Here is a 14,606-nt window from a genome sequence, read left to right as displayed (position 1 = left end):
TGTTAATTTAGCATATAAATATGCAAAAATAGAGGTTTTCTAAATTAGTCCTTCGTTATACCTTTGTAGTGTTAATTATAAATAAATAACATTATGAAAAAAGCAATTCAAAAACACCTACTATTAGTTGCTGTATTAGTAACAATGGTAAACTACGCAAGTAACGTTTCTCCATTAAATGAATACATCAAGAAAACTGTTCTAACTTTAAATAACGTAAAAGAAGGACAGCGTCTATTAATTAAAGATATAAACCAGGTTATTTTATATAAAGAAAAGATTACAAAATCTGGAGATTATAGAAAAGGATTCGATTTGACGGAGTTACCAAATGGCGATTATTACTTTGAACTTGATAAAAACATTGAAATAGAAGTTATTCCGTTTACTGTAATCTACAATGTTGTTACCTTCAATAACGAGAACAAGGTTAAAATATTTAAACCTTTTGTATCTGCAAAAGATAATACTGTTGTAGTATCAACTTTATCTTTAGAATCAAATCCTGTTGAGTTATCTATTTATTATGAAAATGATGGAGTAATGGAATTAATACACAATGAAACTGTGACTAATTTGATAAACATACAAAAAGCATATGTTTTAGATGATTCTAAAAAAGGAACTTATTTGTTTTCAATTACTACTGAGAAGAGAACCTTTACAAATTATATAAACCTTTAGATTCTGAATTTATAAAATAGAATTTAAGTATAGTTGGTTAGTAAAAGAGTGAGCTGGAGAGCTCACTCTTTTCATTTATAACTTTAAGAAATATCTGTTTATAGTATTATTTTCCAGGAAAATCTGCCTTTCGCTTTTCTAAAAAAGCAGTTGTTCCTTCTTTAAAATCTTCGGTTCCAAAGCAATTTCCAAACTGTTCTATTTCAGTTTCAAACCCATTAACACCATCTTTATAATTTGCGTTTACTGCTTTTATAGCTTTGCTTATTGCTACAGAAGAATTACGCATTATTTTACTAGCAATTTTTTCGGCAAGAGGTATTAATTCTTCTTGAGAAACAACGTGGTTTACTAAGCCGTAATCTTTGGCTGTGTTTGCATCAATCATTCCAGCTGTCATTACTAATTCCATAGCACGACCTTTACCAACAAGTTGTGGTAAACGCTGTGTTCCACCATAACCAGGTATTACACCTAAAGACACTTCTGGTAAGCCCATTTTTGCATTATCGCTCGCTACTCTAAAATGTGCAGCCATTGCTAATTCTAATCCACCACCTAAAGCAAAACCGTTTACTGCAGCAATTACTGGAGTACTTAAATTTTCGACAAAATCGAATAATAATTCTTGACCTTTTGCGGCTAGTTTTCCTCCATTTTCAATATTGAAATTTGCGAATTCGCTAATATCTGCACCTGCAACAAAAGCTTTTTCTCCACTTCCTGTAATGATGACTACTTTAGTTTCTTTATCATTATTTGCTGCTTTAAAAGCGTCGTGAAGCTCTTCAATAGTTGCTTTATTTAAAGCATTTAATTTTGAAGGTCTATTTATTGTTATGGTTGTGATACCATTTTGAGATGTTGAGAGTATGTTTTCGTAATTCATAAAAAAAGAATTTTATTATTTTAAATAAACACCTCGCTTCGCTTGGTGATTTTTTTTGTCTGTTCTAAATTTTAAGTTATAATCTTTCGATTATAAGATTCCTACCTAACGCTGGAATTTAGTTTTTAGGAAAAGCTACTGTAAAAGTTGTACCATAATCCTTTTCGGACACAAAGGTAATTGTTCCGCTATAAGTTTCCACTATATTTTTTACCATAGCTAAACCTAATCCCATTCCACTAGATTTAGTAGTGAATTTAGGCTCGAAAATTTTAGGTTTATTTTCATCTGTTATACCAATTCCATTATCTGAAACTGTAATTTTTATACTTTTATTTTCTTCTGAGACATTAACAATTATTTGTGGTTGTCGCCCTTCTGGAATAGCTTGAATACCGTTTTTAATTAAATTAGTAACTACTCGAATAAGTTGTGTTCTATCAAACTTGGCGATCATTTCTTTTTTATCAGATTGAAACGTAATGTAATCTTCGTTAAAAATATCGAGTGTTAAATCTACAACCTCAACAACATTTAGCAGTTCGTTTTTTTGAGCTGGCATTTTAGCAAAGTTTGAAAAAGCACCTGCAATAGAACTCATGGTATCTATTTGCTGAATTAATGTTTTAGAGTATTCGTCTAACTTTTGATGAATATTCTCGTCTTGTGGATCGAACTTTCGTTGAAAACTTTGCACAGTTAATCGCATTGGTGTTAACGGATTTTTTATTTCGTGTGCTACTTGCTTTGCCATTTCTCGCCAAGCTTGTTCACGCTCGCTAGTTGCTAGTTTTACAGCACTTTCCTCTAAATCGTCGATCATGCTATTGTAAGAGTTTACTAGTGCAGAAATCTCTTCGCTTTCATCTGTAACGTTAATTTTTGCATTTCGTTTTTCTAACCTAGTATCTCTCATTTTTTCGCTAATAGTTTTTAACGATTTAGTAATGTATCTTGACAAGAAAAAAGCTAGTGCAACAGCTATAAGCATTACTAATATAGAGGTATAGGCTAAGCGCTCTAAAAACTCATTAAGTTCTCTGGCTAAAAAATCGTCTCTTTCTAAATAAGGTAAGTTTAATATTGCTAAAGGCTTAAATTTAGCGTCTGTTAGGTAATTATAGGACGATCTGTAGGTAGCGTCTTGATCTTCTCTTATTTCTACAACACGGTGTTCAGCAGTGTTTAATAAGGTGTTTAAAACTTCGGCATCTATACATTTGTTTGTTACCTCTGGTTTTATGTCGCTTTTAGATGAAATTAGTATAGAACCTTCTAAATCGTAAAGGTTAATTTGTATGTTGTGAACCTCTGCTACTTCGTATATTTTTTCCTTAAAAATAAGTGGTACTTTATCTGTAATAACTTCGAAGGATGTTTGCTTAATTACATAATCTAAACTTGTGATAATGGCTTTTTCTTTTCTTATTAAGCGCTCTTTATGGTAGTCTTGAGTTTCTTCGTTGTACTGATAGATTACTACAACTGCAATTAATATTGAAGATAACAATACCAGTAAAATCATGGCTATGAAAATTCTGGTACGTAAGGACAGTTTTTTTAGTTTCATGTTCTTTTTCTATTGCTTTTTATTGGTAACATGTGTTCGCTATTATTACATTCTATTGGATAATAAACTTCTTACAACGCTAGTTTCATGTGTGTTTTTCTTGCATTAAATATAGCAATAATCGAACCACTAATTCGCGTTAGTGATGGAAACGGCATCCTTTTTTTTGTTGCATATATGCAAAAAAAAGATATAGTGGACAGCACGACCTTTAGGTAACGCCCAAAAAATTATGCTTCGGGATTTTTATTTCTAATATTTTTATAGACTTTAAAACCTAACATTAAAAGGAGCCCGAGAACAAATATACCTGCAACTCCAAAAATCCAATTAAAAGCACTTTTTAATAGTACTAAAAAGATGACTGCAAACAGGATAAAGGTTGCACCTTCGTTCCATAATCGCATAAAGTTAGACGATTTTTTTACAATACCATTTTGTAATTGTTTAAAATAGGCATGCGTTTGTAAATGGTATAGTATAAGTAACACAACAAAACCGAGTTTTACTTGCATCCAGTCGTTTTTAATTAAATAAGGATTTAGATAGAATAAAATTAAGCCAAATAGTACTGCTAAAACAGCAGAAGGCCATGCAATAATTGTCCATAATCGCTTTGCCATTAATTTTAATTGCTTGCCTAAAATTTCCTTTTCTGGTGATGGTTTTTGGGAGGCTTCAATTTGATATACAAACAGTCTTGGAATGTAAAACAAACCAGCAAACCAGGTAATTACAAAAATAAGATGTAATGCTTTTATGTAATTATAGTATTCCATTACTAGACTTGTACTGTGCTTTTAGACCACTCGCTAATTTGTTTTGCAAGAAATGCTACCCAGTCTTTATTTGTATTTAAACATGGAATTGTTGTAAACTCTTTACCACCTACTTCGTGAAAAATCTCTTCGCCTTCCATTGCTATTTCCTCTAAAGTTTCTAAACAGTCGCTTACAAAAGCTGGTGTTGCAATAGCCATTTTTTTAATGCCTTTTTTACCTAAACGCTCTATCGTTCTATCTGTATAGGGTTGTAACCATGGATCGAAACCTAAACGCGATTGAAACGATGTAGAATAGGTGTCTGGTTCTAATTTTAAATATTCGCCAACTAAACGTGTGACTTCTTTACATTGGTGTTTATAGCAAAATTCGTGTGCTTTACTTGGCGTTTTGCAACACACACAATTTTCTTTATCGTTAGGTTTACAATGCGATTTTGTAATGTCGCTTTTACGAATATGTCGCTCTGGAACACCATGGTAAGAGAATAATAAATGCTCGTATTCTTTATCTTTTAAGTCTTCTTTTATACTGTTTGCTAAAACCGAAATGTATTCTGGATTGTTGTAAAATGGTTTTAGAGATTCTATTTTTATGTTTGGAAAAAACTCAGTACGTACTTCTTCTGCTAAAACCAAAATAGTCTCGGTTGTAGCCATTGCAAATTGTGGATATAATGGAATTAAAAACACTTCGTCGCAACCTTTATCTACTAATTCTTGCAGTCCTTTTTTTATGGTCATACTTCCATAACGCATGGCTAAAGCTACTGGTAAATCTATTTGTTCTTGTACTTTTTCTTGTAACTGCTCAGACAATACTATTAATGGAGAACCTTCGTCCCACCAAATCTTTTTATAGGCTTTTGCAGATGCTTTAGGTCGTGTGTTTAAAACAATGCCTTTAACTAATAGTGTTCTAGCCCAAAGTGGTACATCTATTACACGCTCGTCCATTAAAAATTCGCCTAGATATTTTTTAACATCTTTTGGTTCTGGACTTTCTGGTGATCCTAAGTTTACTAGTAATGCTCCTTTCATATTAATTTCTCGAAAAAGTGGGACTCTAATTTGTTTTTATTTCTGCGGAAGCGGAAATCTGCTTTTTACAAAAATACAACACTAGAAGATATTAAACCACAGATTAAAACGTTGCTTATGTTATAAACACGTTAAATTTCTATATTTTACTATAAGTTTCAACGAATTAAATATATTTACTATTCGCTTAATATTTAAATGCATGCAAAAAACGCTTTACATACTTTTTCTATTTATTGGTTTTTTATGTTTTTCTCAAGAGCAGGAACAGAGTTTACTTTGGGAAATTTCTGGTAATGGTTTACAAAAACCGTCTTACATTTATGGTACTATGCATGTTAGCAAAAAGGTGGCTTTTAGGTTAGACGATGTTTTTTTTGATGCCTTAGCAAAAAGCGATGTTATTGCATTAGAGAGTGATCCTTCTACTTGGTTAGACCATAGTTATGCAACTGCTATTTTAGCTCCTCAAAATACAAGTAGTAACTATAGAGATGGTTTTTACGCGTCTAAATTTAGCTTAAAACATCCTGAAGAATTATTGATTAGAAGTGCGATTCGCCAAGATAACCGTATGCTTAATGGTTATTTATATAGAAAAAGCTCGCGTTCAGATAATTTTGAAGAAGAAACCTATCTCGATATGTTTATTTATCAAGCAGGAAAAAAGAAAAACAAACCTATTGTAAGTCTTGAAGATTTAGATGAAGCAGAGTATTTAACTACCAAAGCAAGTACTAATGCCTATAAGAAAAAATTAGAGCCTTGGCTAACCGAAATTTACGAAAAGGAAAGTCCAAATTTACTTCAAGAAAACACCTATCGCGAACGTAATCTAGCACTTTTAGACTCCATTGGAGAAGCCTCTAATACAGAATACTTTAGAGAGAATATGCTCTATATTAGAAACGATAATATGGTAACAGTTTTAGATAGTGTTATCCAAAACACATCTGTTTTTGCTGGTGTTGGTGCTGCACATTTACCTGGCGAACGTGGCATGTTAAAATCGCTAAGAAATAAAGGTTATACTGTAAAAGCGTTATTAAGTGAACAAACCCAAAACGGACAAACAAAAAAGCAAAAAATTGAAAATTTTATTGCGCCTCCAGTTTTAAAAAAATACACAACTGCTGATGGCTTTCTAACCATGAATAGCTTTAGCGATTTAAAAGAATTTTTCTATAACGGACAAAAATTTTCGATCTCACCAGACATGACTAATGGTGCTTTTTTAAGCATTAGTCGTTTTAATCTGTTCGACTATTTGCCAAGCGAAAATGAGATTACTTTAGACCGTTTAGAGAATTTTCTGTTCGAAGATATTCCTGGCGATATTATTTCAAAAGAAAAAATTACAACACCTTATCCTGGTTTAAGTATTTTAAATAAAACCAAAAAAGGCGATTACCAAAAATATCATATTTATAAAACACCTTTAGAAGTTATTATTATAAAATTTGGAGGTCCTAAAAACTATGTTTTAGACTATGAAAAGGAAGTTTTCGAGTCTATACAATTTAAAACACCTTCTAAAACTATAGAAAAATTTAAATCTCCTTATGGTAAATATGAAGTACGTTTACCTAAGTTTAATGTGCAAGACAACTTAATAAATGGTGGTAATAAATTAATTCAAGCCTCTATTGAAGAGGATTTCTATTTTATAAAAGAGTCTATAAATCAAGATACTTATTATATTGAAGAAGATACTTTTGAAGCCAGATATATTACAGAAAGCTTTTTTAAAGACTTAAAAATCAAAGACAGTATCTCTGGTAAATTTAATAATGAAGCGTACAAAAGTTACGAGGCTATTGCTAGATTTGATTTGGTTTCTAATAGAAAAATATATTTAAAAACCATTGTAAAAGATGGCAGTTATTATCTGTTAGGTTATTCTGGTAAAGAAAAAAGTAAAGCAACAGCCTTTTTTAACTCTTTTAAATTTAACCAAACCAAGTACAATGGTTTTAAAACTAGAACAGATACATCACTTCATTTTACTGTATTAACAAACACAAAACCTATAACGTCTGGCTACAATCGCTATAACATAAAAAAACACAAAGAATACGAAGCGCAAACAAAACAAGCAATTTATTACTCTAAAGCAAACGAGCAAGTTTTTGTTATTAGAACTAAGTTTCACGATTTTCAAATGTACACCAACATCGATAGTTTGTGGCAAGAAATGGATGTTTATAGACTACCAAAATATAAGAGTGATGATAATAAGCCACTTAAAATAAGTAACAAGAAAAAAGAAGAAATAGACAACACCTATTCTTACAGTTATACGTTAACAGATTCGCTTAGTGCAAAGTCTATAAAGGTGAAGCATATTCTTAAAAAAGGTGTGTTATTTACTATTAAATCTTTAAACGATTCTATAAGCAAACCATCCTCTTTTATTAGCAATTTCTACGAGACATTTAAACCTATAGATACTATTATGGGTGAAACTGTTTTTAAAGATAAAACCCAACGTTTTTTTGAAGCACTAAAAAAAGACGATAGCATAGTTATAAATACTTACAATTTATTAAAATTTAATAAATCGCATACCAATACCATTATGGATTTGGTTAAAAACTTTGAATTTCCAGAAAATAAAGAGGATATAAAAATCAACTTAATAAGCGAGCTTATTGAATTAGAAGACCCTAAGGTACTGCCTTTTTTAAAAAATTTATATGCAGATTCTTATTCTAGTCCAAAAATTCAAACTACTATTTTAAAAGCACTACTAAATAAGAAGCAGAATAAATATTATAAAAATGTATTGGCATTAATGCGTAAAGATTTACCTCTAGAGCAATATGGAGTGCGTTCACTTTTCTATACTTATAAAGATTCTTTAGAGCTTAAAAAAGACTTATTTCCAGAACTTTTAGAGTACACAAGTGTTCAAGAATATAAAGAACCTGTTTACAATTTGTTAGCGCGATTAAAAGACAGTAGCATTGTAAAATATAAAGACTACAAAAAGTACAAAAAGACCATTATTAATGATGGTAAAATTGAAATTAAACGCAGTTTGAGTCAAAACTCGGGATACACTTCTAGAAACAGTTCGTTATATAGTTATGTTAAGTTAATTTTTCCATTTAGAAAGGAATCTGAAGCTAAAAGTTTTTTCGATAAATTACTAGATAGCGAAAATGCTCAAGCGCTAACCACCTACTATACTTTACTAGAACAAGCAAAAGAACACATTCCAGAAAAACTTAAAAATAAAACTTTATACGAGTATAAAAATCAAGCTTTACTTGTAGATAAATTATATGCTTTAAATCTTAAAAAGCCTAATTTAACTAAAGAAATTACACAGTTTAAATACGCGAAATCATATTTGTTTAGTACTTTAAAAATTGAAACTGGAGTAGACTCTATTTCTTTTTTAGCCAAAAAACCTTTTAAAACAGATAGTGGTAAAAAAGGAACATTATACTTTTTTAAACTCGACAGTAAAAACGATTATGGAAATTCTAAAAAACTATATTATGCTGGTTTTTTAGAGCCTAAAAAAGCAAACGAACTGGTTACAGATATTTATTACCAATCTGAATATAGTGGTAGATATATAGACGAAAATGAGAAGGAAGTTGAGTTAATTGAAAAGGTTTTAGACTTGGTAAAGTACAAAACTAGAAAGCGAATTAATGATAGGTAGTTAGCCAAAACATATCTAATAATTTCTAACCAACCGATTGCACATATTTCTTAGGTGTAGTACCATATTTTTTCTTAAAAGCAGCAATAAAATGACTCGAAGTACTGTAACCTACTTTTAAGCCAACTTCATTTACATTATATCCACCAGACTCTAATAATTTTCTAGCCACTTCCATTTTATAATCTAATAAAAAGCTAAAAACAGAATCGCCATAAAGTTGCTTAAAACCTTCTTTTAATTTTTTTAGTGTTAAACCAATTTCATCTGCTAAATCCTGTAAACTAGGTGGTTCTGCCATTCTAGAAACCACAATGTCTTTAGCCTTTCTAATTTTTAAGACGTTAGACTCGTCAACTAAAAAAGGACATTGTTCAATATCTGCCTCTTCACTTCTATTAAAATACAAACTCAAAACCTCGTAAGCTTTGGCTTTAAAATAGATGTTTTTAATTGAAGAATTTAAGTTGTAATTCACCAATTGATTTAATGCAATTGCCATAGAAGGTGAAATTTTTCCATCTTTATAGTATTTTTTATCGCGATTATCTTCACTTAAAAATGTAATGTAATCTGCTTCTTGAGAAAACAAACCGTGAAATTTTTTAATAGAAATTAATACAGAAACCAACCAAGAATTAGGCTTAACTTCTAAGTGAATTGGTAGATCGCGTTGTGGATTGTATAATAACAAAGAAGTTTCTTCAGGTACATTTAAGGTATAATTTCCACTGTTAAACAAAAACTGACTCTCACCTTTTACACAAAAATGAAACTGAATAAAGTTACTATCAATATCACGCTCTATCACCTTAACTTCCTGTGTATCATTTTGATGCGTTAATATAAAAACACCATCATCTGCTCTAGTTTCAATAAAAAAACCTTTAGCGATACTTTTATCAATTTTAATTTCTGAATCTTGCATAACTCTATTTAGATTTGTTCTAAACTACAAAACAGATAATGCTTGTAGGTATAACAAATATAGTACTTTTGAGGCTTTTAATTTTAAAAAAACGCGAAAAAACCACAAGCGACATTAATAGTTCTTCTAGCGTTGTTTTATAGATAAATGAGATATTAATTTTGCTAATGTTAGATTATGCAACAATATCACATTTCAAAAGGTACATCGTTTTACGCAATTGGCTTAAGCTATAAAAAAGCTGATGCCGAAATTCGTGGTCACTTTAGTTTAAGTGATGACGCAAAACTAAATTTACTAAACCAAGCGAAGGCTAGTGGTATTGAAAGCTTAATCGTTACTTCTACCTGTAATAGAACAGAAATTTTTGGCTTTGCAGAACATCCTTTTCAGCTTATTAAATTACTTTGTGATAATACAAAAGGAACTGTAGAAGAATTTCAAAAAGTAGCCTACGTTTACAAATACAAAGAAGCTATTTCGCACATGTTTCGTGTTGGTTCTGGTTTAGATAGTCAGATCTTAGGCGATTTTGAAATTATCAGTCAGCTAAAAACTGCTGCAAAAATTTCTAGAAAACACAAATTACTAAATCATTTTATCGAGCGTTTGGTAAATTCTGTTATTCAAGCAAGCAAACGTATTAAAACTGAAACTAATATTTCTTCAGGTGCTACATCTGTTTCTTTTGCTTCGGTTCAATACATAATGAAACATGTTGAAAATATTTCAGATAAAAATATTTTGCTTTTTGGAACAGGTAAAATAGGAAGAAACACTTGTGAAAATCTAGTAAAACATACCAAAAACGAACATATTACATTAGTTAATAGAACAAAAGATAAAGCCGAAGCAATTGCAGGAAAATTTAATTTAATTGTAAAAGAATACGCAAATCTTCAAGAAGAGATTAATGCTTCAGATATTTTAATAGTTGCTACAGGTGCTCAAAATCCTACAATCGATAAGCATATTATTCAGTCTAAAAAAGATTTACTTATTTTAGATTTATCAATACCTAAGAATGTAAATAATAATGTTCAAGAGCTAGATAACGTTAAGCTTATACATTTAGATTATTTATCGCAAATTACCGATGAAACATTAGAGAATAGAAAATTAGATATTCCATTAGCCGAAACTATTATTGAAGAAGTAAAAACAGAATTTAATAGTTGGTTAGAAACAAGAAAATTTGCGCCAACAATTAAAGCTTTAAAAAGCAAATTACAAGACTTTAAAAACACCGAATTAGATTCGCAACGTAAAAAAAACATAAACTTTAACGAAGAGCAAGCTGAATTAATTAGCAATAAGCTTATTCAAAAAATAACCAATCACTTCGCACATCATTTAAAAGATGAAGCGATTTCTACAAACGATAGTCTGGAACTTATTCAAAAAGTATTTCAGCTAGAACCAATAAAAAATGTCTAAAACAATAAGAATTGGAACTCGCGATAGTGAGTTAGCGCTTTATCAAGCCAGAGCTGTGAGACAGCAATTAGAACATTTAGGCCACAAAACAATTCTTGTACCTATAAAATCTACAGGTGATATTGTTTTAGATAAGCCACTTTACGAACTTGGGATTACAGGAATTTTTACTAGAACTTTAGACATAGCCATGCTTAATGGTGATATAGATATTGCTGTACACTCTTTAAAAGATGTGCCAACAGTTTTACCAAAAGGTATTGTACAAGGTGCAGTTATGAAACGTGGAAATGTACGCGATACTATTGTATTTAGTGGTACTGAAGAGTTTTTAGGTGGTCGTGAAGCAATAATTGCAACCAGTAGTTTACGTAGAAAAGCACAGTGGTTAAACCGTTACCCAACACACACTATTGAGGATATTCGTGGAAACGTAGTAACACGACTAGAAAAATTAGAAAATTCAGAACATTGGAATGCTGCAATTTTCGCAGCAGCTGGATTAGGTCGTTTAGATATACGTCCTGAAACTGCAGATAATTTAGATTGGATGGTTCCTGCTCCTGGTCAAGGTGCAATTATGACAGCAGTTCTTGAAGAAGATGAAGAAATGCGAGCTATTTTAGCTGAAATTAATGATGAAGAAACACAAATTTGCGTACAAATTGAACGTGAATTTTTAAATAGATTAGAAGGCGGTTGTACTGCTCCAATTGGTGCTTTAGCTTATATAAAAGACGAAGAAATAAACTTTGAAGGTGTTTTATTAAGCCCAAATGGAACAAAAAAAATAACTGTTGAACGTGTTAAGCCACTAGGAGAACATTTTGATTTAGCAGAGTGGTGTGCAAACTACGTAATAGATAAAGGTGGTAAGCGTTTAATGGATAATATTAAACAATCTTATAAAAAAACCAATATCTATTCTACAAAGTCTTTTACCGAAGCTCAAAAACTACTATTTCATGAAAAAGTGGTTTCTGAAAGCTCAGATTTTATTAAAATTAGCTTAAACCGAATTGCACCAAGGTTATTAAAAAACGAAATTGAAAACGTTGTTATTACAAGTAAAAATGCTGTTGAAGCTTTACTTACTAACTTTTCTGCAATAGAACTACAATTCAAAAATATATACTGTGTTGGAAGAAGAACAAAACGCATGGTAGAAAAAAGAATTGGAGAAGTTACGCACAGCGAAAATAATGCTAAAAAATTAGCAGAGTACTTAATTGAGTTTATGGATGGTAGCGAAGTTACCTATTTTTGTAGTGATTTAAGACTAGACGAATTACCAACTATTCTTAAAGAAAACAATATTGAAGTAAAAGAAATTGAAGCCTATCAAACTAAATTCGACAGTCTAGAAATTGCCGATTCTGTTGAAGGTGTTATGTTTTATAGTCCATCAACAGTAAAAAGTTTTAAACAAGAAAATACAGTAGAAGACAACATGATAGCCTTTTGTATTGGAGAAACTACTGCAAAAGAAGCAGAACACTATTTTAAAGAGGTTCGTGTTGCAAAAGTACCAACAGTAGAAAGCGTTATTGAGTTGGTTAACAATCATTATGTATAAAATAAAAGAGAGAGTTGACAGAGTGGCCGATCGTGCTACCTTGGAAAGGTAGTGTACCTGCAAAGGTACCAAGGGTTCGAATCCCTTACTCTCTGCTAAGACTAGCATAAATTACTACTATTAATTTTAGAGTAAATTATGTTAGTTTTTAATAATATGAAAGTAGGTAAAGCTAATCAGCAAAAAGAAAAAGGTTAGAAGTTATGTTGAAAAACGATTTATTTTTAAGAGCATTAAAAGGAGAAATAGTAGAGCGACCACCAGTTTGGATGATGCGTCAAGCAGGTCGTTATTTGCCAGAATTTATGGAAATAAAGGCAAAATACGATTTCTTTACACGTTGCCAAACACCAGAATTAGCAAGTGAAATCACTGTGCAACCTATTCGTAGATATGGAATGGATGCTGCTATTTTATTCTGTGATATTTTAGTAATTCCTCAAGCTATGAATATTGAGGTAGAAATGAAACCTAATTTTGGACCTTATTTACCACATCCTGTTCGCACTCAAAAAGACGTTGACAATGCAATTGTGCCAGACGTAAAAGAAGCGCTTAGCTATGTTTACGAGGCTATAAAAATGACTAAAAAAAAACTAAACGACGACATTCCGTTAATAGGTTTTGCTGGTTCTCCATGGACCATTTTATGTTATTGTGTGCAAGGTCAAGGCTCTAAAAACTTTGATAAAGCAAAAGAATTTTGTTTTACAAACCCAATTGCTGCACATCAATTACTTCAAAAAATTACAGATACTACTATTGCCTATTTAAAAGAAAAAGTAAAAGCAGGTGTTGACGCTGTTCAAGTATTCGATTCTTGGGGAGGCATGTTATCTCCTGTCGATTATCAAGAGTTTTCATGGCAATACATTCAACAAATAATAGATGCTTTAAAAGACGAAGCTCCAGTAATTGCCTTTGGAAAAGGTTGTTGGTTTGCGCTTAACGAAATGTCTAAATCTGGCGCTTCGGCTTTAGGTATAGATTGGACTTGTTCTGCAAGAAATGCACGTTATTTAACTGGAGGAAACATTACTTTACAAGGTAATTTTGATCCTACTCGATTATTTTCACCGCCTTCAGAAATTAAGAAAATGGTAAACCAAATGATAAGAGAATTTGGCAAAGACAAATACATTGTAAATTTAGGTCATGGTATTTTACCTAACATTCCTTTAGATAATGCAAAAGCTTTTATAGACGCTGTAAAGGAGTATAAAGAATAATAAATCACTTGTTAAAATTGTAACTTTTTTTAAATTTTTGCGTCTATTAAACATGTTTAATTAAACATTAATTTAATGATAAAAAACATACTAAAAGGCATTAAAGCCTATACAGGAACATTCGCATTAATTTCAAAATTAAAACTTTGGAAATATTTTCTAGTTCCAGTAATAATTAGCATTTTAACAGCATCTGTAATCGGTCTTATTGCCTACAAATTATCAGATAATTTAGGTAGGTTATTTGCTAAAGTTTGGATTTGGGATTGGGGAAAAGAAAGTTTTACTTCTTTCTCAACTTTTGTAGGCCTCATTATTATAGTTGTTATTGGTTTTATTTTATACAAACATATTGTAATGGCTTTGTCCGCACCATTTATGAGTCCTGTTTCAGAAAAAATCGAAACACATCTAACTGGTGTTCAAAAGCATGACCATCGTATTACTTCTTTTAAAGAACAATTATGGCGAGGTATTAGAATAAACACTAGAAATTTATTCAAAGAGTTATTGTTTTCTATTCCGCTTTTACTACTAAAATTTATTCCAGGAGTTAATATTGTTTCGGCTATTTTATTAATATTAGTGCAAGCGTATTATACTGGTTTTGGAAATATAGACTATACATTAGAGCGTCATTTTAAATATGATGAAAGCATAAAGTTTGTTAGAAAAAACAAAGGTATTGCTATTGGAAATGGCATCGTTTTTATGCTGTTTATGGTTATTCCAATTATAGGAATTATAATTGTTTTACCGCTTTCAGTTACGGCAGCAACTACAAAAACAGTAGAG

11 protein-coding genes and 1 tRNA gene are annotated in these 14,606 nt (G+C 31.0%); 7 read left to right on the top strand and 5 right to left on the bottom strand.

Annotated features, from left to right (window positions below):
• Positions 1–93 precede the first annotated feature (93 nt).
• The gene (locus Q0C58_RS09200) at positions 94–684 is read left to right on the top strand and encodes a hypothetical protein (RefSeq protein WP_290700427.1); all 591 of its coding nucleotides are present in this window, start codon (positions 94–96) and stop codon (positions 682–684) included.
• Between the two features lie 106 nt (positions 685–790).
• Here Q0C58_RS09200 and Q0C58_RS09195 read toward each other — a convergent pair whose 3' ends face one another.
• The 4 genes from Q0C58_RS09195 to hemH all read right to left on the bottom strand — a co-directional run bounded on the left by Q0C58_RS09195 (position 791) and on the right by hemH (position 4,965).
• Positions 791–1,573 carry an enoyl-CoA hydratase-related protein gene (locus Q0C58_RS09195; RefSeq protein WP_290700424.1) on the bottom strand — a complete coding sequence of 261 codons (783 nt, stop codon included), beginning with the start codon at positions 1,571–1,573 and terminating at the stop codon, positions 791–793.
• Between the two features lie 118 nt (positions 1,574–1,691).
• Entirely contained in the window at positions 1,692–3,143 is a 1,452-nt protein-coding gene (locus tag Q0C58_RS09190) for an ATP-binding protein (protein ID WP_290700421.1), read from the bottom strand.
• 230 nt (positions 3,144–3,373) lie between these two features.
• The gene (locus tag Q0C58_RS09185; RefSeq protein ID WP_290700418.1) at positions 3,374–3,922 is read right to left on the bottom strand and encodes a CopD family protein; all 549 of its coding nucleotides are present in this window, start codon (positions 3,920–3,922) and stop codon (positions 3,374–3,376) included.
• Between the two features lie 2 nt (positions 3,923–3,924).
• The gene (gene hemH, locus Q0C58_RS09180; RefSeq protein WP_290700416.1) at positions 3,925–4,965 is read right to left on the bottom strand and encodes a ferrochelatase; all 1,041 of its coding nucleotides are present in this window, start codon (positions 4,963–4,965) and stop codon (positions 3,925–3,927) included.
• A gap of 202 nt (positions 4,966–5,167) precedes the next feature.
• On the opposite strand from hemH, the gene Q0C58_RS09175 reads away from it, so the two are divergent.
• Positions 5,168–8,641, top strand: coding sequence for a TraB/GumN family protein (locus tag Q0C58_RS09175; protein WP_290700414.1), 3,474 nt, complete (start codon positions 5,168–5,170; stop codon positions 8,639–8,641).
• A 25-nt stretch (positions 8,642–8,666) separates the two neighbouring features.
• Here the strand turns inward: Q0C58_RS09175 and Q0C58_RS09170 are convergent, their stop codons facing one another.
• Entirely contained in the window at positions 8,667–9,569 is a 903-nt protein-coding gene (locus Q0C58_RS09170; protein WP_290700411.1) for an AraC family transcriptional regulator, read from the bottom strand.
• Positions 9,570–9,746: 177 nt separating this feature from the next.
• Here Q0C58_RS09170 and hemA point away from each other — a divergent pair, with 177 nt between their 5' ends.
• The 5 genes from hemA to Q0C58_RS09145 form a co-directional block, all read left to right on the top strand.
• Complete coding sequence (hemA, locus tag Q0C58_RS09165; protein WP_290700409.1) at positions 9,747–11,006, top strand: glutamyl-tRNA reductase; 1,260 nt, start codon at positions 9,747–9,749, stop codon at positions 11,004–11,006.
• Positions 10,999–12,582: a hydroxymethylbilane synthase gene (gene hemC, locus Q0C58_RS09160; RefSeq protein ID WP_290700407.1), complete on the top strand. Its 1,584-nt coding sequence runs from the start codon at positions 10,999–11,001 to the stop codon at positions 12,580–12,582. Before hemA ends, hemC begins: the two co-directional genes overlap by 8 nt.
• An 8-nt stretch (positions 12,583–12,590) precedes the next feature.
• Positions 12,591–12,677 (top strand) — tRNA-Ser (locus Q0C58_RS09155).
• A gap of 108 nt (positions 12,678–12,785) precedes the next feature.
• Positions 12,786–13,811 (top strand): uroporphyrinogen decarboxylase, encoded by a 1,026-nt coding sequence (gene hemE, locus Q0C58_RS09150; protein ID WP_290700402.1) that lies wholly within the window; start codon positions 12,786–12,788, stop codon positions 13,809–13,811.
• A gap of 75 nt (positions 13,812–13,886) precedes the next feature.
• Positions 13,887–14,606: EI24 domain-containing protein (locus Q0C58_RS09145; RefSeq protein WP_290700399.1), on the top strand; the 720-nt coding region annotated here is incomplete at its 3' end.

The organism is Lacinutrix sp. (genome assembly GCF_023299985.1).
Taxonomy (GTDB): domain Bacteria; phylum Bacteroidota; class Bacteroidia; order Flavobacteriales; family Flavobacteriaceae; genus Lacinutrix.
Note: the sequence above shows the minus strand (reverse complement) of the source record. Positions and strands in the feature narration are given on the sequence as shown.